The organism is Geomicrobium sp. JCM 19039 (assembly GCF_000698145.1).
Lineage (GTDB): Bacteria > Bacillota > Bacilli > Bacillales > Marinococcaceae > Geomicrobium_A.
Genome location: NZ_BAXB01000003.1, coordinates 93,028 through 117,767 on the forward strand (window position 1 = coordinate 93,028; position 24,740 = coordinate 117,767).

General features: G+C 41.1%; 34 protein-coding genes, 4 pseudogenes and 1 other annotated feature (1 of these 39 running past the window's edge). Of the genes and pseudogenes, 30 read left to right on the plus strand and 8 right to left on the minus strand.

Annotation, left to right across the window (positions count from 1 at the left end):
• Positions 1 to 60 (plus strand) — a binding site (T-box leader) (it extends 144 nt beyond the left edge of the window).
• A gap of 79 nt (positions 61 to 139) precedes the next feature.
• The 14 genes and pseudogenes from alaS to JCM19039_RS04645 all read left to right on the plus strand — a co-directional run.
• Positions 140 to 1,716, plus strand: a pseudogene (alaS, locus tag JCM19039_RS27765) (alanine--tRNA ligase); the annotation flags it as partial.
• 318 nt (positions 1,717 to 2,034) lie between these two features.
• The gene (locus JCM19039_RS27770; protein ID WP_373975080.1) at positions 2,035 to 2,205 is read left to right on the plus strand and encodes a hypothetical protein; all 171 of its coding nucleotides are present in this window, start codon (positions 2,035 to 2,037) and stop codon (positions 2,203 to 2,205) included.
• Positions 2,202 to 2,744, plus strand: coding sequence for a DHHA1 domain-containing protein (locus JCM19039_RS27775; RefSeq protein WP_373975007.1), 543 nt, complete (start codon positions 2,202 to 2,204; stop codon positions 2,742 to 2,744). The genes JCM19039_RS27770 and JCM19039_RS27775 overlap by 4 nt, the downstream gene beginning before the upstream one ends.
• A gap of 82 nt (positions 2,745 to 2,826) precedes the next feature.
• Positions 2,827 to 3,093, plus strand: a complete 267-nt coding sequence (locus tag JCM19039_RS04605) for an IreB family regulatory phosphoprotein (protein ID WP_042403928.1) — start codon at positions 2,827 to 2,829, stop codon at positions 3,091 to 3,093.
• Positions 3,093 to 3,512, plus strand: coding sequence for a Holliday junction resolvase RuvX (gene ruvX, locus JCM19039_RS04610; protein WP_042424382.1), 420 nt, complete (start codon positions 3,093 to 3,095; stop codon positions 3,510 to 3,512). The genes JCM19039_RS04605 and ruvX overlap by 1 nt, the downstream gene beginning before the upstream one ends.
• 18 nt (positions 3,513 to 3,530) lie before the next feature.
• Positions 3,531 to 3,854 carry a DUF1292 domain-containing protein gene (locus JCM19039_RS04615; protein WP_042424384.1) on the plus strand — a complete coding sequence of 108 codons (324 nt, stop codon included), beginning with the start codon at positions 3,531 to 3,533 and terminating at the stop codon, positions 3,852 to 3,854.
• A gap of 85 nt (positions 3,855 to 3,939) precedes the next feature.
• A complete protein-coding gene (locus JCM19039_RS25130) occupies positions 3,940 to 4,269 on the plus strand; it encodes a hypothetical protein (RefSeq protein WP_238544921.1) in 330 nt (109 codons plus the stop codon).
• Entirely contained in the window at positions 4,187 to 4,870 is a 684-nt protein-coding gene (mltG, locus tag JCM19039_RS04620; RefSeq protein ID WP_255343625.1) for an endolytic transglycosylase MltG, read from the plus strand. The genes JCM19039_RS25130 and mltG overlap by 83 nt, the downstream gene beginning before the upstream one ends.
• Before the next feature lie 50 nt (positions 4,871 to 4,920).
• Positions 4,921 to 4,998, plus strand: a pseudogene (locus JCM19039_RS26325) (hypothetical protein); the annotation flags it as partial.
• Between the two features lie 113 nt (positions 4,999 to 5,111).
• Positions 5,112 to 5,783: an O-methyltransferase gene (locus JCM19039_RS04625; RefSeq protein ID WP_042424386.1), complete on the plus strand. Its 672-nt coding sequence runs from the start codon at positions 5,112 to 5,114 to the stop codon at positions 5,781 to 5,783.
• 139 nt (positions 5,784 to 5,922) lie between these two features.
• Positions 5,923 to 6,395: pseudogene (greA, locus tag JCM19039_RS04630) on the plus strand (transcription elongation factor GreA).
• A gap of 111 nt (positions 6,396 to 6,506) precedes the next feature.
• Positions 6,507 to 7,106 carry a DUF1510 family protein gene (locus tag JCM19039_RS21550; protein ID WP_052398510.1) on the plus strand — a complete coding sequence of 200 codons (600 nt, stop codon included), beginning with the start codon at positions 6,507 to 6,509 and terminating at the stop codon, positions 7,104 to 7,106.
• A 78-nt stretch (positions 7,107 to 7,184) separates the two neighbouring features.
• On the plus strand, positions 7,185 to 7,886 hold the full coding sequence (gene mtnN / locus JCM19039_RS04640) for a 5'-methylthioadenosine/S-adenosylhomocysteine nucleosidase (protein WP_307190158.1): 702 nt from the start codon (positions 7,185 to 7,187) through the stop codon (positions 7,884 to 7,886).
• 60 nt (positions 7,887 to 7,946) lie between these two features.
• Positions 7,947 to 8,183, plus strand: coding sequence for a YrhC family protein (locus JCM19039_RS04645; RefSeq protein WP_193744142.1), 237 nt, complete (start codon positions 7,947 to 7,949; stop codon positions 8,181 to 8,183).
• A gap of 8 nt (positions 8,184 to 8,191) precedes the next feature.
• Here JCM19039_RS04645 and JCM19039_RS04650 read toward each other — a convergent pair whose 3' ends face one another.
• On the minus strand, positions 8,192 to 8,809 hold the full coding sequence (locus JCM19039_RS04650) for a CoA pyrophosphatase (RefSeq protein WP_042424392.1): 618 nt from the start codon (positions 8,807 to 8,809) through the stop codon (positions 8,192 to 8,194).
• Between the two features lie 21 nt (positions 8,810 to 8,830).
• A pseudogene (locus JCM19039_RS27105) lies at positions 8,831 to 10,938 on the minus strand (prolyl oligopeptidase family serine peptidase).
• A 198-nt stretch (positions 10,939 to 11,136) separates the two neighbouring features.
• Between JCM19039_RS27105 and JCM19039_RS04660 the strand changes: the two are divergent.
• Together JCM19039_RS04660 and JCM19039_RS04665 are read left to right on the plus strand one after the other, a co-directional pair.
• Complete coding sequence (locus JCM19039_RS04660; protein WP_042424395.1) at positions 11,137 to 11,397, plus strand: hypothetical protein; 261 nt, start codon at positions 11,137 to 11,139, stop codon at positions 11,395 to 11,397.
• A 61-nt stretch (positions 11,398 to 11,458) separates the two neighbouring features.
• Positions 11,459 to 11,731 carry a hypothetical protein gene (locus tag JCM19039_RS04665; protein ID WP_052398511.1) on the plus strand — a complete coding sequence of 91 codons (273 nt, stop codon included), beginning with the start codon at positions 11,459 to 11,461 and terminating at the stop codon, positions 11,729 to 11,731.
• 454 nt (positions 11,732 to 12,185) lie between these two features.
• Here JCM19039_RS04665 and JCM19039_RS04670 read toward each other — a convergent pair whose 3' ends face one another.
• Together JCM19039_RS04670 and JCM19039_RS24775 are read right to left on the minus strand one after the other, a co-directional pair.
• A complete protein-coding gene (locus JCM19039_RS04670) occupies positions 12,186 to 13,445 on the minus strand; it encodes a DUF4041 domain-containing protein (RefSeq protein ID WP_202963185.1) in 1,260 nt (419 codons plus the stop codon).
• Entirely contained in the window at positions 13,399 to 13,794 is a 396-nt protein-coding gene (locus JCM19039_RS24775; RefSeq protein ID WP_042424398.1) for a hypothetical protein, read from the minus strand. Before JCM19039_RS24775 ends, JCM19039_RS04670 begins: the two co-directional genes overlap by 47 nt.
• A 1,714-nt stretch (positions 13,795 to 15,508) precedes the next feature.
• On the opposite strand from JCM19039_RS24775, the gene JCM19039_RS24215 reads away from it, so the two are divergent.
• Positions 15,509 to 15,703: a hypothetical protein gene (locus tag JCM19039_RS24215; protein ID WP_042424402.1), complete on the plus strand. Its 195-nt coding sequence runs from the start codon at positions 15,509 to 15,511 to the stop codon at positions 15,701 to 15,703.
• Between the two features lie 408 nt (positions 15,704 to 16,111).
• A complete protein-coding gene (locus tag JCM19039_RS04685; protein ID WP_081834327.1) occupies positions 16,112 to 16,540 on the plus strand; it encodes a sigma factor in 429 nt (142 codons plus the stop codon).
• Here JCM19039_RS04685 and JCM19039_RS04690 read toward each other — a convergent pair.
• From JCM19039_RS04690 to JCM19039_RS21555, 3 genes are all read right to left on the minus strand, one after another.
• Positions 16,518 to 17,024 (minus strand): ImmA/IrrE family metallo-endopeptidase, encoded by a 507-nt coding sequence (locus JCM19039_RS04690; RefSeq protein WP_042424405.1) that lies wholly within the window; start codon positions 17,022 to 17,024, stop codon positions 16,518 to 16,520. The genes JCM19039_RS04685 and JCM19039_RS04690 overlap by 23 nt on opposite strands.
• A gap of 220 nt (positions 17,025 to 17,244) precedes the next feature.
• Positions 17,245 to 17,589, minus strand: coding sequence for a hypothetical protein (locus JCM19039_RS04695; RefSeq protein WP_052398512.1), 345 nt, complete (start codon positions 17,587 to 17,589; stop codon positions 17,245 to 17,247).
• A gap of 50 nt (positions 17,590 to 17,639) precedes the next feature.
• Positions 17,640 to 18,104 carry a helix-turn-helix domain-containing protein gene (locus JCM19039_RS21555; protein ID WP_052398513.1) on the minus strand — a complete coding sequence of 155 codons (465 nt, stop codon included), beginning with the start codon at positions 18,102 to 18,104 and terminating at the stop codon, positions 17,640 to 17,642.
• A 136-nt stretch (positions 18,105 to 18,240) separates the two neighbouring features.
• Between JCM19039_RS21555 and JCM19039_RS04705 the strand changes: the two genes are divergently transcribed.
• A complete protein-coding gene (locus JCM19039_RS04705; RefSeq protein WP_042424411.1) occupies positions 18,241 to 18,465 on the plus strand; it encodes a helix-turn-helix transcriptional regulator in 225 nt (74 codons plus the stop codon).
• Positions 18,466 to 18,481: 16 nt separating this feature from the next.
• Positions 18,482 to 18,649, plus strand: coding sequence for a hypothetical protein (locus JCM19039_RS24220; RefSeq protein ID WP_193744143.1), 168 nt, complete (start codon positions 18,482 to 18,484; stop codon positions 18,647 to 18,649).
• Here the strand turns inward: JCM19039_RS24220 and JCM19039_RS04710 are convergent.
• A complete protein-coding gene (locus tag JCM19039_RS04710; protein WP_042424414.1) occupies positions 18,630 to 18,860 on the minus strand; it encodes a hypothetical protein in 231 nt (76 codons plus the stop codon). The genes JCM19039_RS24220 and JCM19039_RS04710 overlap by 20 nt on opposite strands.
• Positions 18,861 to 18,938: 78 nt before the next feature.
• Here JCM19039_RS04710 and JCM19039_RS24225 point away from each other — a divergent pair, with 78 nt between their 5' ends.
• The 10 genes from JCM19039_RS24225 (at position 18,939) to JCM19039_RS04745 (ending at position 24,717) form a co-directional block, all read left to right on the plus strand.
• Positions 18,939 to 19,100, plus strand: a complete 162-nt coding sequence (locus tag JCM19039_RS24225) for a hypothetical protein (RefSeq protein WP_193744144.1) — start codon at positions 18,939 to 18,941, stop codon at positions 19,098 to 19,100.
• Between the two features lie 44 nt (positions 19,101 to 19,144).
• A complete protein-coding gene (locus JCM19039_RS04715; RefSeq protein ID WP_042424417.1) occupies positions 19,145 to 19,801 on the plus strand; it encodes a helix-turn-helix transcriptional regulator in 657 nt (218 codons plus the stop codon).
• A gap of 94 nt (positions 19,802 to 19,895) precedes the next feature.
• On the plus strand, positions 19,896 to 20,054 hold the full coding sequence (locus tag JCM19039_RS24230; RefSeq protein WP_193744145.1) for a hypothetical protein: 159 nt from the start codon (positions 19,896 to 19,898) through the stop codon (positions 20,052 to 20,054).
• A gap of 99 nt (positions 20,055 to 20,153) precedes the next feature.
• Entirely contained in the window at positions 20,154 to 20,450 is a 297-nt protein-coding gene (locus tag JCM19039_RS04720; RefSeq protein WP_042424420.1) for a hypothetical protein, read from the plus strand.
• The gene (locus JCM19039_RS04725) at positions 20,447 to 22,195 is read left to right on the plus strand and encodes an AAA family ATPase (RefSeq protein WP_052398514.1); all 1,749 of its coding nucleotides are present in this window, start codon (positions 20,447 to 20,449) and stop codon (positions 22,193 to 22,195) included. Before JCM19039_RS04720 ends, JCM19039_RS04725 begins: the two co-directional genes overlap by 4 nt.
• Positions 22,129 to 22,467, plus strand: coding sequence for a hypothetical protein (locus JCM19039_RS23585; protein ID WP_152550083.1), 339 nt, complete (start codon positions 22,129 to 22,131; stop codon positions 22,465 to 22,467). The genes JCM19039_RS04725 and JCM19039_RS23585 overlap by 67 nt, the downstream gene beginning before the upstream one ends.
• Positions 22,468 to 22,800: a VVA0879 family protein gene (locus JCM19039_RS04730; RefSeq protein ID WP_042424423.1), complete on the plus strand. Its 333-nt coding sequence runs from the start codon at positions 22,468 to 22,470 to the stop codon at positions 22,798 to 22,800.
• A complete protein-coding gene (locus JCM19039_RS04735) occupies positions 22,797 to 23,078 on the plus strand; it encodes a hypothetical protein (protein ID WP_042424425.1) in 282 nt (93 codons plus the stop codon). The genes JCM19039_RS04730 and JCM19039_RS04735 overlap by 4 nt, the downstream gene beginning before the upstream one ends.
• Positions 23,078 to 24,019 (plus strand): recombinase RecT, encoded by a 942-nt coding sequence (locus JCM19039_RS04740; RefSeq protein ID WP_042424427.1) that lies wholly within the window; start codon positions 23,078 to 23,080, stop codon positions 24,017 to 24,019. The genes JCM19039_RS04735 and JCM19039_RS04740 overlap by 1 nt, the downstream gene beginning before the upstream one ends.
• Entirely contained in the window at positions 24,016 to 24,717 is a 702-nt protein-coding gene (locus JCM19039_RS04745) for an MBL fold metallo-hydrolase (RefSeq protein ID WP_042424429.1), read from the plus strand. The genes JCM19039_RS04740 and JCM19039_RS04745 overlap by 4 nt, the downstream gene beginning before the upstream one ends.
• The last annotated feature ends 23 nt before the right edge of the window (positions 24,718 to 24,740 follow it).

Consider the following 24,740-nt stretch of genomic DNA (forward strand, 5'->3'; position numbering starts at 1 on the left):
GTGAAGCGTTGTTTGACGTTTAATGAGGGTGGTACCGCGAGAATATGTCTCGTCCCTTGGTGGATGGGGCTTTTTTGTGTTTAAAAATTGATTGGGGGTTTGAGTTATGAAGACGTTAACTTCTGCTGAAGTGCGCCAAATGTTTATTGATTTCTTTAAGGAGAATGGGCACGATGTTGAACCGAGTGCTTCGCTCGTTCCACACGAAGATCCTTCTTTGTTATGGATTAATAGTGGTGTAGCCACACTTAAAAAATACTTTGATGGTCGAGTCGTTCCGGAGAATCCTAGAATTGTGAATGCGCAAAAGGCCATTCGGACGAACGACATCGAAAACGTCGGAAAGACGGCACGTCACCATACGTTTTTTGAGATGCTCGGCAATTTCTCTATCGGTGATTACTTTAAAGAAGAAGCGATTGAGTTGGCTTGGGAATTTCTCACGAGTGATCGCTGGGTCGGTTTTGATGCGGGGAAACTTAGTGTGACGGTACACCCTGAAGACCAAGAGGCGTATGGCTATTGGAAAAACAATATCGGCCTACCTGTCGAGCGGATTATTCGGCTGGAAGAGAACTTCTGGGACATCGGTGAAGGGCCAAGTGGGCCGAACTCAGAAATCTTTTATGACCGAGGTCCAGCGTATGGCAATGATGAGACGGACCCAGAATTGTATCCAGGTGGGGAGAATGAACGTTATTTAGAAATTTGGAACCTTGTATTCTCCCAGTTTAACCATAATCCGGATGATACGTACACGCCGCTACCGAATCAAAACATTGATACAGGGATGGGCTTAGAACGTGTCGTGTCGGTCATTCAAGATACAAAAACGAACTTTGAAACTGATTTGTTCATGCCGATCATTCAAGAAACTGAGAAACTGTCAGGGAAAAAGTATGGAAACAACGACACGGATGATACAGCGTTTAAAGTGATTGCTGACCATGCGAGAACGGTTTCGTTTGCGGTCGGTGACCGGGCACTCCCGTCGAATGAAGGCAGAGGATATGTACTGCGCAGGTTGCTAAGAAGAGCGGTTCGATATGCGCAAACCCTCGGTTTGGACGAACCCTTTATGTACAAACTCGTCCCCGTCATTGGTGATGTCATGAAGGCTTACTACCCTGAAGTGGAAGCGAACACGCCGTTTATTCAAAAGGTCATTCAAAGTGAAGAAGAGCGTTTCCATGAAACCCTTTCGGATGGATTGAACATGTTAAATCAAGTCATTCAAACAGCAAAGAACGAAGGCAAAGCACAAGTTGACGGAGCTGATGTGTTTAAACTGTATGATACGTATGGTTTTCCGGTTGATTTAACAGAAGAATACGTAGTGGATGCGGATCTGACTGTTGATACTCTCGGTTTCGAGACAGAGATGGAGGCACAAAGATCAAGGGCGAGAGCTGCACGTAAAGAAGATGCCTCCATGCAAAGTCAAAATGAGACGCTGCGTACGTTGGACGTAGAGAGCACGTTTGTTGGTATAATCACTATGCAGCAAATACGACGGTTCGAGCGATTGTCCTCGGTCAAGATCATGTGGAACATGTTCAAGAAGGAGACACCGCAGTTGTCATTTTAGAAGAGACGCCGTTTTATGCTGAAAGCGGTGGACAAGTGGCGGACGCGGGAACGATTGCAGCTGAAGGTCTACAAGCTGAAGTGACAGGGGTGACACGGGCGCCGAACGGTCAACCTTTACATGAAGTAAACATCATTCGGGGGACGCTGACTGTTGGACAGCCTGTTCTTGCACAAATTAATGAACAGGCGCGAAAAGCGACGGAGAAAAACCACTCTGCGACTCACTTGCTACATCAAGCACTTAAAGATGTGCTCGGCGACCATGTAAATCAGGCAGGTTCTTACGTAGGTCCGGATCGTCTGCGGTTTGATTTCTCTCATTTCGGGCAAGTAACAGAGGAAGAGATGAAGCAGATTGAACAGATTGTGAACGAGCGAATCGCCGCCAATTATCGGGTTATGACTGAGGAAACAACGGTCGAAGAGGCAAAAGCAAAAGGGGCGATGGCGCTTTTCGGTGAGAAGTACGGCAGTGTCGTTCGGGTTGTACACATTGGTGAATACAGCATTGAACTTTGTGGTGGATGTCATGTGCGTAGTTCAGGTGAAGTCGGAACGTTTAAGCTCGTCTCTGAAGGCGGTATTGGAGCAGGGTTCGCAGAATTGAAGCAGTGACTGGAACCAGTGCATATGAGTATACGGTTGATCGGTTGGAATTGCTTGATCGGACCCAACAACTTCTCAAAGTAAAAACGAACGAAGATGTACCTAGACGCGTGAAACAACTGCTAGAAGAACTGAAAGATAAGGATCGAGAAATTGAATCCATGTCTGCGAAATTGGGCAACATGGATGCCAAGAAGCTTTTGGATGAAAAGAAAGAAGTTAACGGCGTGCATGTCGTCGCTGGGATTGTTCCTGAGCGTGACATGGACGGACTTCGTCAAATTGCTGATGAGTTGAAACAACAGCTCACAGAAGGTATTGTTGTGCTTGGAACGAGTAAAGATGGGAAAGTAAACCTCGTTACGACGGTCAGCAAGGAGTTAATTGCCAAAGGATACAAAGCCGGAGACATCGTCAAACAAGCGGCAGCTATTTGTGGCGGAGGCGGCGGCGGTCGCCCGGACATGGCACAAGCTGGAGGAAAGCGTCCAGAGAAGCTACAAGAAGCGATCGAGGCGGTTCCCGAGATTGTTCGCTCCATTTCATAAATAGAAAAAATCATGTACAATGTAGAAAACGATCAATACGCTCAAAGCATTGCGTTGAAATCGAGAAATGAGGTGGCCCTCCATGAGCTCTAAAGACAATACAGTTAAGTTTAACGTTCAGGATGATTCAGCGAAGGTTGATGTACAGGAGCTACTCAACACAGTCTACAACGCATTGGATGAAAAAGGGTACAACCCGATTAATCAAATCGTCGGGTATCTTCTTTCAGGTGACCCTGCATACATCCCGAGGCATAACGATGCTCGTACACTTATTCGGCGCTTGGAGAGAGACGAGCTTATTGAAGAGCTCGTTCGACACTATTTGAAGGACAACCCGTCCTCTTAATGAGAACGCTAGGACTAGACATTGGAGATCACCGGATTGGTGTAGCGGTTAGCGATCTTTTCGGCTGGACCGCGCAAGGCCTACAAACAATCCACGTGAAAAGCAAAGACGACACGATGGAAGAGGTTCGATCATTGATCATTGAACAAGAAGTGTCTAAAGTCGTCATTGGTTTGCCGAAGAATATGGACGGTTCAATAGGACCTAGAGCTGAGAAATGTCAAGAATTTGGTCGGGAGTTGGCAGAACGAATCGAAGTGGTCGTTGAATTTTGGGATGAGCGACTAACAACGAAATCTGCCGAACGAACGTTAATTGAAGCTGACATGAGCCGGCAAAAACGAAAAAAGGTTGTCGACAAAATTGCTGCAGTGTTAATATTACAAGGGTATTTAGACCATACTGCACAAAGGCAATAAAATATAGAGGTGAATGAGATGTTAGAAGATAATGAGCGAATTGTAATTCCTGATCCAGATGGTGAAGGAGAACATGTATTTGAAGTGATGTTTACGTTTGAAATCGACGATACAGAGAAGACGTACGTTGTTGTTACCCCAGTCGTTGATGATGAAGAGGAAGAAGATGAAGAAGTAGAGATCTTCGCTTTCCAATATGAAGAAAGTGCGGATGACCCTGAAGGCTACACATTGCATCAAATCGAATCGGACGAAGAGTGGGAAGTTGTTGAAGAAACCATCGCAACTCTCTTGGAAGAAGATGAGACACTGCTCGTTGACGATAAGAACGACCTGCAGTAGTATGGGATGAGATCTTCCGGTCCGATATATTGGACCGGATTTCTTTTCGCTTTAGGACTTATGGACAATGAGGAGGGGGACCCTCTTGGCGGAAGAACCACATGAAAAAGTAACGGATCCGTTAGCAAAGCGGGCTGAGACTTCAAGAAAGGTCCGTAAAATTGTACTAATTACATTAGGGGCCATGGTGTTGCTTATAGGTGGTGCAGTTTTATATGGATATTTCTACATTCAATCAGCGGTTTCACCGGTGGATGCTTCCAGTGAAGAAGTCGTTGAAGTCGAAATTCCGATTGGTTCAACAGCGACGGGTATTGGGGAAATTTTGGAAGATGAAGCTTATACAAAATGCAACAATCTTTCGATATTACGCCCGATATCAGAACTTCACCGGTTTTCAAGCTGGCAACTATGAGTTATCCAAGTCTATGGATATGGATGACATGATGCATGCCTTGCAAGACGGTGTATATATGGAAGAGTATGCCCACACATTTATTATTCCAGAAGGGCATCAACTTGAACAAATTGCCGTTCGCATTGCAGATGAGACGGACTACGATGAAGAAGACATTATGGACGTGCTCACAGATGATGAGTGGATGGAAGACTTGTATGAAGAGTATTCTTTTCTCGAAGACGATATTTTTGACAGTGATGTTCGCTACGCTCTTGAAGGGTATCTCTTCCCTGCAGCTTATGATTTTCTAGAAGAAGATACGCCAATTGAAGAAATGATTGAAAGCATGTTGCAACGAATGGCACAAGTATATGAAACTGTTCAAACGGATATTGTTGAAGAGAACGGTGACTTCGGGCCTGCAGAAGAGTTGAATGTACATGAAGTATTGACGCTCGCTTCCATTATTGAAAGAGAAGCCGCAACAGCTGAAGATCGCCGGTTAATTTCAGGTGTACTCCATAATCGTTTAGAAGAAGGCATGCGTTTGGAAGTCGACCCAACGGTAGCGTATGCCATTGGTGAACATCGGTATATGACGAGTTTGATGATTTAGAAACGGAAGACCCTTACAATACGTATCGATACGGCGGCTTACCACCAGGACCGATTGCAAGCCCAGGCGAGGATTCCATTCGTTCTGTATTCGCTCCAGAAGAGAGTGAATACCTATTCTTCTATGCTCGCTTCGGTGGTGAAGTGATTTACTCGAATACGTATGAAGAGCATAACGAAGTGCATCAACAATACCGTGATGAATGGATTGAGGGTCAAGCAGAAGAGGATGACGAAGACTCGTGAGTGCAGACCGAATTCAATATGTTAACCAGTTAAATAAATCGGTTGAACGACATGTTCCGATGATTACAGAGATGGAAGAGTACGCAAAGGAACATCACGTGCCTATACTTGATCAAGGGAGTACAAGCTTCTTAACGCAGATGATTCAACTTTCAGGTGCGAAGAGAATCCTTGAGGTGGGCACAGCGATTGGCTATTCTTCTTTACAAATGGCGAACGTTCATCAAGACATCCAAGTCGTCACCATAGAACGAGACAGTGAGCGTGCTCGTATGGCAAGAAATTTTCACTCACAGTGCGGAATGGACCGCCAAATCTCGATTTTAGAAGGAGATGCTTTTGAGTTCGAAGAGACACTCCAATCGAGCGAACCATTCGACTTTTTATTTATCGATGCATCTAAAGGGCATAATCGAGCGTTTGTAAATGCATTTTCTCCACGCTTAAAAAGTGGTGGAGTAATGGTTGTCGACAATGTATTGTTTCGTGACTATGTGACGGGTGACCTAGACATTCCGAAACGGTTTCGACAAATGGTAAAAAAATTACAAGCGTTTAATGACTGGCTAAGTAACCACCCGCAGTTCTCGACAACGTATTACACCATTGGAGATGGAATGGCGGTTTCGATCAAGCGGTCCATGACAAATAATGCCGAGAAATTATGATAGAAAATATTTGTAATTTGATGGTTACATGCGTATGATAAAAGCAGATTAGCATACGTGTAGATATGATTGTTATAAGAAGGAAAGTGCGAAAGCAATTCGTACTTTTCTTCTTACCAGTTAGAGGAGTGATTAGGAAATGGCAGAGGATAAAAAGTACTACATGACAGAAGAGGGTTTACAAAAGCTGGAAGAAGAACTTGAGTACCTAAAAACGACGAGAAGGCAAGAAGTCGTTGAACGAATTAAAACCGCTCGTGACTTTGGGGATCTCTCCGAGAACTCTGAATATGATACAGCGAAAGACGACCAAGCATTTGTTGAAGGTCGAATTAGCAGATTGAAAATATGATCCGCAATTCTGTAATCATTGAAGACGATGGAAACAATGATGAGGTTTCACTTGGAAAGTCGGTTACGTTCAAAGAATTACCTGACGGTGAAGATGAAGTCTACACGATTGTCGGAAGTGCAGAGTCGGATCCGCTTGAAGGAAAGATCTCCAATGACTCCCCGATGGCACAAAGTCTTCTAGGTAGAAAGGTTGGAGACCGAGCAAGCGTGTCAACGCCTGGTGGGGATATGGAAGTAGAAATTATCCGCATTCAATAGGGAAGAGTAAAATTCCGACAAAATAACCTTTCATCCGATCAGTAAATCCTTTAATATAAAGGGTACAAGTATAGTCTTGTATAATGAATGGATGATAATAGGTGATAACATATGGATGAAAACCAGCAGTATCAACGTGAAAGTCGTGCTCATATGCGCAAGAAACGAACCATTAATCGCATGCTCAACGTATCCATTGGCGTCGTCGTTTTGCTGATCGGTTTTTTCATGTTTACCCTGTTGTTCTCTGAATCGGAAGAAGTAGCCGATGATGAGGTTGATGAAGAAGTTGATAATGAGTCGGATGTCGAAGAAGACGAAGATCCGCTTGATATTACAGAGCCAGAAAACGACGAAGAAGATATTACCGAACCGATTGAAGAGGACGCCATTGAAGAAGATGATGAAGACAATGATTCAGAGGAATCCGATTCATCCCTTACACCTCCTGAAGACGGTGATTTCCAGCCGATTGGTACAGAGCAAGAATCATTAGATTTTACATTTACTGATGGTACTCAAAACCGTGCAGAAATGATGCAAGCGATGGAGTATGCAACAGGAATCCCTGAGGAAGATTGGGATTATCTTGAGCGTATCGAAAATAATGGTGGGCATGGATTGGCACGAGGCACGATGTATTATGAAGGAAGCCCGTATCGCGTAGAGATGGAATGGTTGAAGACGAAGGTTGGCTCGTCACAAATGTAGAATAAGAAGTAACAGATTGCCTGTCGTTGTACGAACAACTTCAGGCTATTGTTACGTAATGTGCTAAGTAGGGAAGGAATGGGTGTTGTGAAGATTGGGATTATCGGGGCAATGGAAGAAGAAGTTCGAACGATAGCAGCAAACTTGAGTAACCGAAAGGAAAAAGAGATTGCAGGTTGTTATTTCTATGAAGGGCTTCTGTACGACAATGAAATCATACTTATGAAATCAGGAATTGGCAAAGTAAACGCTGCCATCGGAACGACGCTCATGATTGAACTTTACAAACCTGATGTGGTCGTTAATAGCGGCGTTGCAGGAGGGCTTGATCGGACGATGAGTGTGGGTGACATCGTTGTATCAACGGAAGTCCGCTACAACGATGTGGATGCAACAGTGTTTGGCTATGAGTTTGGGCAAGTGCCAGCAATGCCTGCGGCGTACATTGCAGATCACAACCTCCAAGAGGCTGTCATCGGTGCTGCTAAGAAAAATAACATATCAATTGAACCGGGCCTCGTATTATCTGGAGATTCATTTATGAGCAATGAAACGAGGATTGATGAGCTTAAAAGGGAATTTCCAGGAGCATTGTGTACGGAAATGGAAGCCGGAGCAATTGCTCAAGTCGCGTACCGATTTGATTGTCCATTCTTAATCATTCGCGCATTAAGCGATATCGCTGGACAAGAAGCGTTGCAGTCGTATGAATCGTTTCTAAACACAGCTTCGAAAATCTCGGCAGATCTTGTTCAGACAATGGTTATGGACATGAAATAATTCCCTGCATCCGCGTCCCCATTTACATGCTAGAATGGTAGCGATGGTACGGAGGAGGTTGTGGTCGGGAATATGGAATCAAAACATACGAAAGACATCCGTATAAAAACGACAGATTATCAACGGTTTGCAGCGGTGTTTTTGCTCGTTTCATTGTTTTTATCAGTCGGCTTTTTGCTCCCTGAATCTTCAAAAGGGATGCGTTCTATAGACGGTTTATTGTTATGGATAGCAACGCTTTTTGGGGCGTTGTATTGCATGACGTGTAGCTTAAAATGGCAAAACAAAGACGAGTGAACAAAAGTTCACTCGTCTTTTTCATTAAGTACTTCGAGAAAATGTTCAAGGATTCTCGCAGTGAGTCCCCAAATGTGACGCCCCTCATGTTCATAGAACAGCTCAGGTAATTTTGCTGTTCGAAATGGGTAGTTACGCCCGCCAGCAATCCGTTCATAAGGAAAGTCTTCTGGAGGTTCTGGACGTAGAGGTATTGGAATTCGCTCCGGGGCTTGCTTTAATAAATCAGCAATCGGAACCGTAAAAAGTTCCTCCACTTCATCGTTTGGTGCGAGTGGTGTTGGATCAATTAAAAATACATGAGGGTACACGACAATCCCATAAGGGGTCAACCAACGGTCGAGACTTGAGATATGGGCTGCTTTGGACCGAGGGATGCCCGTCTCTTCACTTAGTTCTCGTGCAGCGGCCTCTACTGAAGTGAGGTCTTCTGTCTCGATTTTTCCCCCGGGAAAACATATATCACCAGGCTGTCGTCGCATTTTGCTGCTTCGCACTTGAAACAACAGCACTGGTTCGTCGTTTTCGTACATAATCGGTAAGGCTACCGCAAACTTTACGGCTTCTTGTTCTCCTATAACTCCTGGTTGACGGTATTTTAATTTGCGAAAAAAAGAGTCTCTCATCGCTGTGCTCCCCCTATGAAGTCACCCGTGTTCAATCACTTTAGACTGAACCGGAATATACGACTCAAACCAATTGACGATTTCTTTGAGACGCTTTTTACGAAGCGCTGGAGGCCCGCTCCGGCTTAATTCGTGATTGGCATTAGGAAAGCGGACGAATTCAGTTTCTTTGCCGAGGTGTTTCAGTGTTTGGAACCATTGCTCGCCTTGTTCAATTGGACAACGTAAATCTTGTTCACCGTGGAGAATAAGCAGAGGCGTCTCAACATTTTTTGCATACTTTAATGGAGAATGATTCCATAGCTTTTCCGGATCTTCTAGTAAATGAGCCCCGATTTCCCATTTTGTAAAGAAGTAGCCAATATCGCTTACCCCATAAAAACTGAGCCAATTGGAAATGGAACGTTGGGTAACAGCGGCTTTGAACCGATTGGTGTGTGAAACAATCCAGTTCGTCATAAACCCGCCATAGCTCCCACCTGTCACACCTATATTGTCGCGTCAATCCAACCGTAAGCATCAACCGTTTGATCAACGGCGCTTAACAAGTCTGTATAATCGTTGCCGCCATAATCCCCGCGCACAGCATCTACAAACGTTTGTCCGTACCCGTAGCTTCCCCGTGGATTTGTATACAATACCGCATAACCTTTTCCAGCTAACACTTGCAGCTCATGGAAAAACGCATACCCATACATCGCATGAGGCCCGCCATGCACTTCTAATATAAGTGGGTACGAATGGTCTTCTTGGAATCCAAACGGCTTTAATAGCCAACCTTCAATCGTCCAACCGTCATCTGCAGTAAATGAATGAGTGATTGGCTGAGCGAGCTCGACTTCATCTAAAATCGTGGCATTTAACTGTGTAAGCGGATGAGCTTTGTCACCTGTCTCCAGTAAAAATAAATTGCTCGGGTCTGTCGGCTGGCTAATGCCCACAATGAACGTATCACTCTTACGGTGATAGCTATACTCAAATACGTGCGCATTTTCTTCGTAGAGAACCGTTAACTCGCCATCTACCGACAATGAGAACAATCCTGTTTTTCCATAACGGCTAGCGGTCGTTATAACGTTTTGGTTGTCTTTCCATACATAGCCTGGGTTGCCCGCACTCGAATTCCAGTCGCTAATCATACTGTCTGGAAACTGCATGTCATATGCTTTTGTAATAACGTTTGTGCCTTGAGATGTTTTTATATAGATCTCTGTTTGTGTAGAGCCAGCAAATCCCTTTTGATGACCCGCATAGCTAAATAAAGAACCGTCTGGTGACCAGCCAGGTAATGAAAAGAGTCCATCCCCACTCGTCGCCTGTTCCAAAGATTTATCGGCAAGATTCATAATAAATATGTCAGAAAGCTGTTCACCGTCTCCGTGCTTATTCATGGCAAAGCTCACTTTTGTGCCGTCAGGGTGCCATGCAGGTGCTAAAGCGTCTTGAGAGCCTTCTGTAAGCCGTGTAACCTCTCTTGTGTCAATCGTATACAGCAACAACTGTGAGACCGTCTCATCGTGCCAACCACGACTGTCTGATTTATGCTTAAGACGTGTGATTCTGAGTGGTTCTTTTTGTTTTCGTTCTCGTTCTTCTTTCTTTGCTTCAGGAGAAAGTTCGCCTTCGTTGTACACATGAGTATCTGGAAGCACATGAGCGGAGAAAAGTAACGTCTTGCCATCCGGCGACCAAAGGGGAGTTCCTGCTCCGTATTTCAAAAAAGTTAGCTGTTGCGGTTCTCCGCCGGTCGTAGGAATCATCCATAACTGGTTCGTTCCGCTTCGATTGGATAGAAATACGAGTTGCTTACCGTCAGGAGAGAAACGGGGGGTGTGGTCTAACACATCGCCAAACGTCCATTGCCGATGCTCACGTTCAACCACTGAGCTAGCATATAGATGACTGTTATAGCTGTCCGCGTCATTAATGCTCGTTTTTATGTACACATAATCATTGCCATCTGGGTGAAACTGTACGTCAGACACACGTTCTAAGTTGCTCATATCTTCAATTGTCATTGCTCGTTTATTCATGCGAGTGCCTCCCTTAAAGAAAATATAAAAAATTTCAATTAGTATCATTTTAAGTGATTTTGCTCGTGTTGACAATCCAGATGAACTGGCGGGCATGCCGATGCGTTAGGGGAGCTCAAATCAGAAGAACAGTAAGAACCGAAATTTCTCCTCGTCCGGAGTCACCGCTAATACTTATATACTTTAAAAAAGATGGACAGGAGCATATTTCATAACTTCATGATTTGAATACCTATACCTCTTCTTATACTGGACATATTATTAAAAGAAACCAAAAATAAGGAGGGTTTAGCAATGGGGTATTGTAAAAAATACAGCAAAGGTTTTGGAGATGAAAGTAAGTTTGAGGATAATGATGTGGCAAGTGTGTGGGTGAATAGTGATAACAAAAACCGTAACGATAATGAGAACATTTTAAAAGATAAAAACTACAATTACAACAATAACGATAACAAAGCCTATGTTCAGAACAGTGGAAACTCTTACGTTGATGTTCATGTAGATTCAGAAGCTATTGCTAGAGCGAGAGCTCGTCAAAACAGAGAAGAGTTTTAATTTAATTAAGAGAGGATGCTGTTTAATTATAGCATCCCTTCTATATTGGAGGGTTTATTGAGTGTACAGACGTGAGGATGTAATACCGAGCCGGCAGAAATTTGATACACAATCAATCATTTCAAAAAGCGGTAATTCAGATGTCGATGTGACAGTTAATGTTGAAACAACTGCGTTAGCTTATGCATTAGCGTGTTTTTACTATGCCGATGGTAGTCTTGATAGGGAGCAATATACTAAAATGTTGGATGAGTTAGATCATCAATTTGGTAAAAGAGGTATGGGTACATCTGAAAAAAACTATGAACCAAAAAGAAGAAATTGGTTATTTTAATTATAAAGGAAAATCTTTTATGTAATTGCTCATCACAGATGGGCATTTTTTAATTAGAATAAAGTTTTGATTCTAGCCATAGAGTACAAATAATATTTTTAATAGTGTTAGTCGCATAAAAGAAAATAACAAAGATTTACGACAGCTTTTTCTAGTCATCTATGGATGGACAAACTGTTTAAAAAGCTTGAATATCTGCATATGAATTAATTTATGAGTAAGTGGCTTCTGTGGATTCGCTTGCCGCAGGCGTTGCCTCAGCTATCTCGCTACGCGCGATGATCTTTGGCTAACGCTACTCCCGCATGCGTCTAACCCACGACAGCGACCCTTTTAGTGTACATTTTATTTGTTAAAGCAAGCAGAAGCTTTTTTGTTAATCAATATAGACTATGAGCAGCTCAATACACCTGCAATCCTTAAATAATGAGTAGGAGCGCTTTGGCTTGTCTACTTAAGAAACAGTAGATAACTGTTGTCGAGTCTCTTTCTCCAATGCAACTGTTCGTCGATATTCATCAGCCTCAGCAATTTTGGTGAAAATTACCGTCTTGTCATGGTTAGCATTAACGAACCTCTCAATCTCTTCTAAAGTAACATTAAAAAATTCTTTTCGGGTATTGATTTTATTTACACTAGTATTAATAAATTGATCATGTAATTGTTTTTCTAATTTAGGTGCATCATCACTAAAAATCATTGCATGCACATCAAAGTTGAATGGAACTGATGCACTTCCGAGCTCCTTTACGCGATCAAATGGTTCAAGTCTCCTAGTAACACCAATTTTGTATACATTATCACCAAAAGACCCAATGTTTGAAATAATATATACATATCCAGCACGCGTATTTTGTTCTCTAAAGTGAACATTTTCTTTATCTTTAGCTAACAATAGTAATTGCGCATTGAGCTCAGCTATTTTCTGGTTTAACTCATTATTTTCATCGCCTAGAGAATTATTCATTCTGGTTTCCAGTTTTTTTATTTTGTTATTGAAATGCGTTTCTTCTTTTAATATTTTTGCTTTCATTGCTGCAATTTCTTTTTGTGCCTTAGCTTCTTCACGCATTTGCTCTCTTATAAGTTTTTGTTCTTCCTTTTCTTCTTGTTTCTTCTGTTCATATTCATAAGCTAAATAAAGTTCATTAATCTTTAGTATTAAGTACGGTTCTGAAATTCTAATATTTCCTAGCTTGTTCGTTTTTTCAATTGATTTTGCAGAATTGAGTATTCTTTTTTCAACGGAGTGTATATTGCTAAACGTTACTTTTGAAATTGCATTTTCACATTCAACATTGAAAGCTCTTAATACCATTTTCACATTTTCGTGAACAAAAGCTTTTCCCTTTTGCTTGCTTCCGTTAAATGTAAACTCATTATTATGAACAGTCGCTTGTTTATTCCGTGCCATCGTCTTTTGTTCATCGCGGAGTTCTTTTAGTTTGTCTTTATAATGCTGGGACGTTTCTAATTTGTATTTCGAATCGTAGAAACCAAATGATTGATAAAGTATTTCCTCTTCCAATATAACTACCTCATCTTTTAGTTTGTTCACTCGATTTGTGACTTCAGTTAACTCATTTTTTTTAGCTGGTAACTCATTTAATAACTTATTCTCTTTTTTGTACTTCTCTTTAATTACTTTTCTTTCTTCTCTTAGGTTTTTAATACGTTTTTCTAAACTTTTTTTGTAATTGCTGGAATTTCTCAATTTGTTCATGCTTCTGCTTATTTAAGTTGATTTTATTTACTATTTCTTCTAGCTTTATCGTGTTCTCATCGCATAATTTTGTATTTATTTCTATGTTAGTTTTTAAATCATTGTTTTTGTTTAAAAGATTTTCATTCTCTACAGTAAGTTCTTTCTTTACGGTCTCAAGTTTCCCCAGATCTTTTATTAATTCGGGCTTCAAATTTTTAGTCATATCATAAACCTCATTTCGCTTAATGATTTGTACGACCATTAATGAGATTGCAGCAGCCAAAGGAAGAATAAAAGGCCACAAAAACATTAATATAACGATGAACCATGTAGAGTAATACCATTTGTCTTTGAACATTGTATCAAGCTCCTGAAATATTGGAATTTAAAATCATAGGACAAACTAAAGAAAAGCAGTTGCATCAATTATAAATATGGATTGTAGATTAATCTTTAAAAATAACGAGCCATTGACATGTCTTTTACTTTTTTAGAAAAGCCTATAAAGATCATCTTTTAACAGGTTTTTTGATCACCCCAACAATTCCTATGAAATTAGAAGTAATTAGGCAATGCCTTATTAACTACTAAAGTTCTACAATACTTGACAATTTCCTGTTATTTTTTAAAGGCTTTATACCCTTATTTTAAAGTTGTTAGAACCAAAATTCTGAACTGATGACAATAAAGAAGAGTAATTATTAAGAAACTTATAATGAAAATTTTAGATAGTGTTCTTTTCTTCTTAACGCTGCTCCTTGTGAGTGCATTGATATACACTGGACGTGGCATATTGTATCAATTAACTCTAGAGGTATACATTCTGGTAAAAGTAGCAGGGTAATTATTAACCTGGTGTAAGGAGTTTGATACAATGTTGGAATAACAAGACATACGATCTCGATTATAGGTGCTATAACTTTAAATATAGGATAAGTCATATATTACAAGTGTGAAGGTGTCTAGCAAATGAGAATTAAATGCCACTATAGATTTTATATAAAGCAATTAATTATGAGTAGATTATACTCAATGCACCTATCTGTTTTTAATTGTAATGGTTCTTTCTATATAATTTGAACGAAAGAATTTCTTTTAGGATTAATGGTAAATCAAACGTTTAAGGCAAAAATTCAACGTCATTGAAAATCAATGATATTCGTTCACAGTAGATATAGCAATGAATGGTTTCTATAGCTATCCTTTGATCTCCTAAGTGTATGAATGCCGTCCAGTGTCACAAGGAAGGACCTCTAGTACAACAACAACGGCTATTCAGTACCGTTGATTGGAACGAAAGGCGGTGACGCCTGCGGAAGAAGATGATACCCCGCAGGTCGTAATAAGTTCACTGAAAAAGGGAAATTGAAAAATGTATAACAGAGTTTCGTTTGCTATAAATAGAAAATCCCACGTAGACCCTGTCTATGATGGAATTTTCTTCAATAAGGAGAAATTATTAGCAGCAATCCCCACATAGAAAGGCTATATTCCCACATAGACGGTTCTATGATGGGATAATCTGCCATCCCAACGCTCCATGTAGTTGAAATCCCCACATGGGTCGTACCCGCTGGTTCGCGTTAACGAGTAACTTAGAGATTTAGACACTATTTTTTCAGTGACCTCGCCGTCATACTACGGAGGCTCGGCCGGTCCTCTGTGGTCAAGTAGACACAGCGAACACAAGCGGCAGGGTGAGGTGATGTCGCACTTATACTCTGGAGTGTCAAGAAAACACGGTGGCTGTCTTTTGGCCGCCGATGTTGCCCTTATAGTCTGGACTGCAAGCATTCGCCTGCAGTGGAAAGCAACAACAAACTGTGCAATTAGGAAAATGTTAAGTTCATCCTATATAGAACGTTTATAAGTGTTCTAATAAGTAAGTGGTTAATGAGTAACCAGTATCTCTCAAAGGGATTTAGGTCGGCAGTCTGAAATTAACTAACAATGATGAGATTAGGATAAAAGTAGAATATATTACAGCTCCAGTCCTTCTAGTAACTGGAGGAGATGATGAGATTTAGTCTTCCTCTTTATTTCAAAAGATATAATAAGTCATTTACCACAAGTTGAACATATTTATTCTGAAGAAGACAGAGCATTTTCTTTCTTACCCGTACACCTTACTCGAAATGCAATCCAACATTTATGAACAAGTTGGTGGAGCAATGGTGATGAAGTACGGGGGTTTACAGTATGAAAATGCAAATGCGGTCAAGAAATCTTGGCCAATTTTAGAGCTTAAAAAAAACATGATTAATTAAATTCTATAACGCACTGCTCACTTCCTATATAGAACATTTGATATTAATTTTGGGTTTTGACTGCCAAGTTAGGCAGTGCTCGCCAGAACTTTTTGAACAACCTCGGGCATGATTGAAGTGATTTTCTCATAAATTATCTCTACATCTTAGGAACAAATGAAAGAAGCTCCAAGTTGTGAATGTGCAGAGATCTCACGTATCTATGTAGACATTTAAAAACTGCGTAATTAGTATTACTCTACGTAATTTCTTTTCGGTTAAAGTGCGCATGGTCACACGTTCAGAGTAGAGACAGTAACAATTATTACTGCCATAACAATAAGAACCGAAATTTCTCCTCGTCCGGAGTCACCGACCAGGCCATTGCCTGCATAAGATGGATGGAGGTGATCTTGGGAGGGATTCGGTATGTCGGGTATACTCGCAGGGATTGTGTTTGTATTTAAAGAGATGATGTTGTTTGTTTCATACGTAAAGAACCACGCGTTCCCACAACCACTTTCGAAAGAAGAGGAAAAAGAATGCTTGGAAAAAATGAAGGAAGGCGACGAAAACGCAAGGAATTTACTCATTGAACATAACTTACGCCTCGTCGCACATATCGTCAAGAAATTCGAAAGTACGAAAGAAGACACAGAAGACCTCATCTCCATCGGAACGATCGGACTCATTAAAGGGATCGAAAGCTACTCGCCAAACAAAGGTACGAAGCTCGCGACGTATGCGGCGCGATGTATTGAGAATGAGATCCTTATTACAATAGTGGGGCATAATAAAATGGCAAATGGACAAGCTCTAGTAGCTTGTCCATTATTTATTCCTCAAACATCTGTATAGTCGCGTGTGACCCATCAGGCAGTTTTGTGATTCCGTGTACTGGATGCCCGAAGGCAAGCTCTAAGCGATAGTGAGCAAACTCCTCAGTAACGAGAAAATGGTCAGCAATTTCTGAGACTAGGACAGCTTGTGTCTGCTGGCAGATGCTTATATAAACTTCACCTAAAAGTGATGAGGGCATTAACAGATAAGCGGCCATCGTTTTAGCTTGGTTTTCAACTTTATTGATGGATGAATTGGATTCTTCCAGTTGTTTCTGCTCATGAGAATAAAGATGGCAAAATTCTTCTGCAAGTATAATTTTTTTAATAATAGGATTCAAACCACTTTGAATATAAATGATTCCACGGCGGCCCTTGATTGGAATCGCCTTGGAGATGTTTGTGACTCCCATCGGCATAGGTTTAATCTTAATACCATATTTGTAACATATTAACCCTATATCTAGTTCGTCAGCAAATTCGAAATTGAATGATTCTAGCACTTTGTTTGCTCTTTTCTCCCATTCATTGTGAATATATGGCCGAGCCTCTCTCTAAGTAACAATTAACCACACCCTTAATCGAATGTATGTTCCCTTTTGTAGTTTAAATAATACCCTTTAAGGGGCTATTATTACTATATTGAAAATAATTATGGGTAGTTATCTTCGGAATATCTGTTCGATCTTTCGTAAAAAGAAAAGCCTTTCTGCATTAAAGCTTTTATTTCATATCTTCAACCCACTCTATAGCAGCAATGTGAAAACCTGCTGATACTAAGAGTGCAATAATTCCAATAACAAATGCAGCACCATATCCACTAATTATTAGCCCTAATGCAAACCCTGCAACAAGCCAACATAACGTCAGTGTTATGACTAAAACTAAGGTACTCCCTCTAAACCAAGTCATAGCTATTAAACCTATAAAAACAAATCCAAATACCCACCAACTAGAAAAAGCAACTCCTATTAAAATAGATAAAACTCCTATTTCTGCGAATAGAAAAGTGGAAGCTTGATCGTTAAATTGAGCTTGAGTATTTCCGCGTCTCACTTCTTGGCGCACAATATCCCTCCCGATATAAGAAGAATCGATATAATCTATAAAGAGACCAGTTACTCTTTGTCTGGCAACGGCTCCATCCCATCATCATCTGGATCAAGCTCTTTCTCATATTCGTCCCGAATCTTCTTCGTGTACTCCCACATACTGATTAATTCCTTAATCTTTTTCTCCGGATCAGATTGGAGATCATGAAACATGATAGGGTGTTTTTTTATTTCATTAAAGACTTTAAGTTCTGTTTTATTAAGTTCAATTTCTTGGCCAGCAACATTTACTGTTGTTGATTCAGTGTTCCCTAACAAGTAATCAACAGAGACATCATGAAATTTCGCAAGCTTGAGCAACGTATCATAATCTGGCTCAGTTGCTTCAGTCTCATAGCGAGAATAAGTGGATCTATTCAATTTTAGAAGATTTGTTAACTCTTGCTGAGACAAACCTTTCTTCTTTCTTAAAGAAGATAGCCTATTGCCGTACATGACATTCTTCCTTCTTTCAAAATGTATTGTGTTCATATTATGCACACTCCTAATTATAAGGGATTTTCATGCACATTTAAATATTTGCGCAAAAATTACTCATTGACGCTTGACTGTGCATAAATAGCACGCTACAATAGGTGTAGAAATTGCACAGGAAGAAGGTGTTCATATGCAGGTTAATTCATTGGAGCGAATGAGAGATGGCATGAAGCTAAATCAGGAACAAGTATCTAAAGAAATAGGTATTGACCGTTCTTATTACTCAAAAATTGAAAACGGACTAACTCCTAGTGTTAAAGTTGCTAAGCGTTTAGCGGAATTTTATGGCTTTCACTGGTCACTTTTTTTTGAGTCTAGTAGCGCAATAAATGCGCAAAAATCTGATACAGCCTGAAAGGAGGTGATTACACATGAGTGAAGATGCTAAGCAAATGTTAGCTAACGATATTGTTTCTTTATTAAAAAACAGCCCAATCACTGTTTCAGAAGCAAAAGAGGCTTTGGATGCCGCCAAAGATCAGCTTGAATCTATCACAGTGATTGGTTATAAGAGGGGATTTAAACCCTCAGAGAAATAAATCCTTCATTCTCTAATTCATTTAAATCTTCAAGTTCTTGATTGATCTTATGAACTGAGCGAACAGTTTTGTGAACATCACTCGAAAGGTTTTCTTTACAAACTGGACAATTAAAACTTTCGTCAATGAGACTCCTGGCATCTTTCACTGAAACAATGACTTCGGTATTACAAGCAAAGCAAATGATTTTAAACTTATCTATTCTTTTCATTTAGACACCTCCCTTCTAGTACAAGCTTACTAGAAAGGAAACCAAATACCACCATAGCCTGAAAGGAGCTGAACAACAGTGAAAGTAAAACTCATCCCAGGTGAGCAACTTAAAAACGGAAGGTTGCGATCCCAAGTAATGTATGCCACCAAGCAAATCCTTAAAAAGAAAATTGAATCCGGCGAGTACCAGAAAGATAGGGATGAAGATGCTGCAAATGAATCAAAGGAATCTATCTAACTATCATTTTAACAACAATATATTAAGAATCGGAGGCGAACAAGATGATGAAAAATGCGAACAGTCACCGTTTATATCGAGCGTCACGGATAAAAGACATCTTAAGAATTGCACGTGAAAGAGCAAGTCAACCCGAACAACGAACCAAACAATGGTTATCACGGGAGCTGGGAATTTCTTACAGAGCACTGACTGCCATAGAAGAAGGGGATGCACCACCAACATTAGAACTGGCGATTTCTTGGTGTGAGGCACTCGAAGATCGAATAGCGAAGGAAAAGATTTTATATATCTATGGTATTCAAGCGTTGCCTCCCACCGATCCGCGTTTACTTGCAGATATGTCTACGCAGCTCATTAACTTTTTACAAGAGCTTGCCGAAGCAGGGGCAGCAGCCAAAGAGTTGCAAAGGATTTCAGTATCTAAGAGACCCGGTAAGGAATTCAATCCACTTGAGCTAGAGGAAATCCAGCGGCTATTGAAGCAAATTCTTGATGTTCGACATGCCAGTTATTGCATTGCGAACGTTGCAGAGGAAGCGTGGGGAGTTGCTCGAGAATCGGTTAAGCACCAATGGGTACAACAGTCAGTCGCAAACGATGTAGTGATCAAATCAATCGACGAATACGAAAAATACATGAAAGACCGGAATTACGAGCAACACATCCAGCACATCGTTCAGCAAAACGGAGCACTATGAAGAGGCTTGAGAAGGATTAATTGTTGGTTTGTCAGTACTAGCGTATTTATCAGCAATGGGAGCATTAAATTTGATTTGGAGGTGAGACATAGAAATGAAGCCAAACGCATTTGAAATGGAGGATGCAGTAAAGAAATTGCAATCCTCATCAGATGAAATGGGAGATGAAGCTATGGTGACGGTGATGAATAAACACATTATTGCAGCACTCGCTTATATCAAACACTTGGAAACAAAAAAAGGAGCCAATTGAGCGGCAACTCAATTTGACTCAGGGGGTTTCAAATTCAAATTATATCCTCATTGTAGCTTACCCCTAGCTAGATCGCAATGGGAGCATAGGAGGATTACTGTGCACTATACAAAGAGGTTGCTCGAGCAGTTAGCGGAAGTTAACGCAGCACTTGTTGATCAAGGAGCATACATCATCATGACGACAGGAGATACGAAGGACAAAAAGATCAAGGTGCATGTAAAGCCCGAATTATTTATTTCCTTGGGCATTCCCTATGAAGTCACTCCATTTAGTAGCACCTTAGAAGAAATGGCGTACGAACTCGTTGCGGATCGTGGAGACCACGTCGTTGTTGCTATTGCTAGTCGGGAATTTTACAACAAAAATATTTCGAAGGAGGCAGTGTCCATATGAAAAAACTGCGTATTGAGCGTTTAACGTTACGAAACTTCAAGGGTATTAAGGATTTTACTCTTCAAGCAGACGGTGCAGATCTTAAGGTGTACGGCGATAACGCTACTGGCAAGACTTCTTTATTTGATGCCTTCCTTTGGTTGCTCTTTGATAAAGACAGCAAGAACAGTAGCAAATTTGCAGTTAAGACCTTGGACGTGTCAGGTAAAGAGATTCACGGGCTTGAGCACGAGGTTGATGCAGTGCTGATGGTCGATGGAGTAAGAACTGAGCTTCGGAAGGTCTACAAAGAGAAGTGGACTAAAAAGAAAGGCAGCATCTCAAAAGAGTTTGATGGCCATACGAATCAATTTTATGTAGACAAAGCGCCAACAAGTAAAAAGGAATTTGATGCCAAAGTTGAATCGATTGTCGATGAGAGTGTGTTTAAACTGCTTACTTCACCATCCTACTTTAACGATCAACTCCACTGGAAAGAAAAACGCGAAACGCTCATCTCAATTGCGGGTGATGTTACAGACGATGAGGTACTACAAGAACGCATGGACCTTAACAAGCTCATGGAAAAGTTGGAAGGTCGGTCAATAAATAAACACAAAGAATATGTCGAAAATCGACAAAAAGAAATCAATAAAGAACTTGATCGCATTCCGGTGCGCATCGATGAAGTTAACCGTAATAAACCGGATCTTATTGGACTAGACAAAGAAAAACTTCAGGGACAAAAACAGACGCTTGATAAAAAGATGGAAGAAAAACATGAAGAAATAAACCGTATTCGTTCCGGATCCGAAATCACAGAACAGAAACGTCAAATTTCAGAAATTGAAACGGAAATCAATGAGATTAAGGCTGAGTATCAACAGCATAACCAATCAGTTGTTGCTGATCTCTACCAGCGACAGCATGAGAGAAAAAAAGAAGCTAATAGCACATTATCGTTAATTAACCAGGCAGAGGAAGACATTAAACATGCTAAACAGTCCATTGAGAACAAGGAAAGGCAAGCTGCCTACCTTCGTGACGAATGGCAGGAAGAACACAGTAGAACTTTTCAGTGGGATGAACATACTCACGAAGCTAATACCGTTTGCCCAACGTGTGCGCAAGATCTACCGGAGGATCAAGTCGAAGCCATCCACAAAAAAGCCGAAGATCGCAAACAGGAGGCCATTGAACGGTTCAATCAGCGAAAAGCCGAAAGGCTTGAACAAATCAAACAATCTGGTATGGGGAGCCGAAAAGCAATTGATTCATTAAAACAGCAGATCGAACAAACTCAAAAGGTGATTGCTGCGACGCATCCATCATACGATTCTGCCATCAAGAGCCTAGAGGGCATTGATGAACAAATTAAGGCCGCAGAGGCTAAGCAAATCAACATTAGTGCTTCTCACGACTACCAAGAAAAAGTTGCTGAGAAGAAACGCATTGAACAAAAGATTGCTGAACTACAAACATCCTCACATGCTTCAATTGATGAAGTTAACAAATCAATTAATGCAATTCGTGAACAGTTGAATAGCGTTACTAGTGATCTTAGTAAATTTGATCAAGCTGTTTCAGCTGATGCTAGAATACAGCAATTATCGGACGATCAAAGGCGTCTGGCTGATCAATATGAGGCTCTAGAAGAAGAGATACACATGCCGATGAGTTTACACGAACAAAGGTTAATATGCTTGAAGATCGTATTAACAGTAAGTTTGAGCACGCAAGTTTTAAGCTTCGTGAAGACCTTTTAAACGGCGGATTTACTGAAATATGCCAAACGCTTTATAAAGGCGTCCCTTATGAGCACGGGTTAAACAATGCTGCTCGCATCAACGTAGGGCTGGACATCATACGGACCCTATCAAGACATTACGGATTATCGGCCCCGATCTTCATCGACAACAGCGAGGCGGTCACTCAGTTAATGGATGTCGATGCTCAGCTTATTGCCTTAGTCGTATCAGAGCCGGACAAACAGTTACGAGTGGAGCCAGTTGGCGAACAACACAAGGAGGCGATTTAAATGAAAAAACAAACACTTCAGGAATGGTTGACAGAGGCGGAAGAACGGTTCGGAGCAGATAAGAAGCAATGGGAATTTAAATGCCCTGCTTGCGAAAGAGTGTCCAGTGTTCAAGATTTTTTAGACGAAGATGCAGATCCTAACAGTGTATATCAACAGTGTATAGGCAGAGTAAACGGGAAAGGCAGCACTGATCAAAAGGACGTTGGTTATGGGTGTAACTGGGCTTCTTATGGCCTCTTCGGAACATTAGGAAAGGGTAGAAAGGTTTTAAATGATGGGGAGGAAGTAGAGGTTTTTAACTTTCCGAATCATGAAGTGGTGACCTCATGAATTACTATATTCTTTCACTCAAACGAACTAGCGGAGATGTGTTTACGTGGTGGCGCCCCGATTGTAGGGGCTACACTCAGGATTTAAATAAGGCTGGTATTTACACGGAAGAAGAATTACAGGAACGTCCTTGGTACTTTTCCAACGAAAACGCTATGCCGGTTGAAGTGGGCATTGTCGATCGTTCGCTGAAGGCAACCGTTGTAATCAACGACAGTAGCAATCAAATTGTATTCGCTGAACAGCTCGAACATCAGAATCTAAGGGAGGCTAAATGATGACAGCAAAAAATGAACTAGCAATGATTAAGAAAGACACAGTTGACGTTGTAGCAAGCAAAGTTAAGGAATTTCAAGAAAAGGGTGAGCTTCATTTTCCTACAGGATACTCACCTGAGAACGCTATGAAGTCAGCATGGTTAACCTTGCAAGGAACTCAGGACAAAAATAGAAAGCCTGCATTAGAGGTCTGTACGAAAGATAGTGTTGCAAATTCGTTGCTTGAAATGGTTGTACAAGGTCTAAACCCTGCGAAGAAACAAGGATACTTCATTGTTTATGGTGATCAACTTACATTTCAACGTTCTTACTTTGGGACCATGGCTGTCACAAAGCGGGTAACTGGAGCCACTAACATCGATGCAAACGTGATTTACGAGGACGACGAAGTTGATTACGACTTGGTCAATGGACGGATTCAAAATTTAAAGCACAAGCAAAAGTTTGGAAATATCGACAAAGAAAAAATCACCGGTGCTTACGCTGTCATTACACTTTCAAGTGACGAAAGCTATACTGAAGTGATGACGCTGGCAGAATTGCGTATGGCTTGGAGCAAAGCGCAGTTCTGGGGTAAGGATCAAAAGAAAGAAAAGGCCGGATCTACACATGATGAGTTTAAGCAGGAGATGGCCAAAAAGACAGTTATCAACCGAGCATGTAAGAGGTTAATGAATTCTAGTGATGACTCTTCTCTCGTAATTGATTACTTTAATCAAACCGATCATTCGGCAGATGAAGCTCGCCACAGACAAGAAATTAAACAGAACGCCAATCAAGAAGTTATTGATTTCCAAGCAGAAGAGGTCCAAGAGGAAGCACCTGACGATAAGAAAGAAATTGTGGAACAAGAAGTAAATGAGGGATCGGAACCAGAAGAACCTTCTATGTATGAACAAGATAAAGACTTGAAAAAAGCGTCAGGGGATGTTCCGTTTTGATCGAGATCAAGGTGCTTGCTTCAAGTTCAAAAGGAAATTGCTATCGGGTGACAGACGGTAGCACTTCCATCCTCCTAGAAGCGGGGATTCGCTTTAAAGAGATACAACGCAAACTTAACTTTCAGACGCGTGATATAGCAGGATGCTTGGTCACTCATGAGCACTTAGACCACAGCAAAGCTGTTAACGAGGTTACACGGGCGGGCATTGATTGCTACATGTCTGCTGGAACTAAGGATTCGATAAAAGCTGACAGTCACCGGATTAAGACTGTAAAGGCCAAGCAAGAATTTACGTTAGGATCTTGGACGATATTGCCGTTTGATGTACAGCATGATGTGTCGGAACCCTTTGGGTTCGTGCTTAAAAACAAAGCGGGAGATCGGCTCCTGTTTGCAACAGACACGTATTACATTCGTTACCGGTTCAACGACCTTACCCATGTGATGGTAGAGGCGAATTACAGTACACGCATACTAGATAAAAATATAGAGAACGGCACCGTTCCACAAATAATGAAGAAGCGTCTTATGCGCTCTCATTTTAGCTTAGAAAATGTTAAAGATTTTTTTCGGGCGAATGACTTGAGCAAGCTGCAGGAAACTTGGTTGCTGCATCTGAGTGACAACAACAGCGATGAAGCTGCCTTTAAGAGAGATATACAGTCCGTAACAGGAAAGCCGGTGTATATTGCATGATGCATCGAATACCGATACCTGTT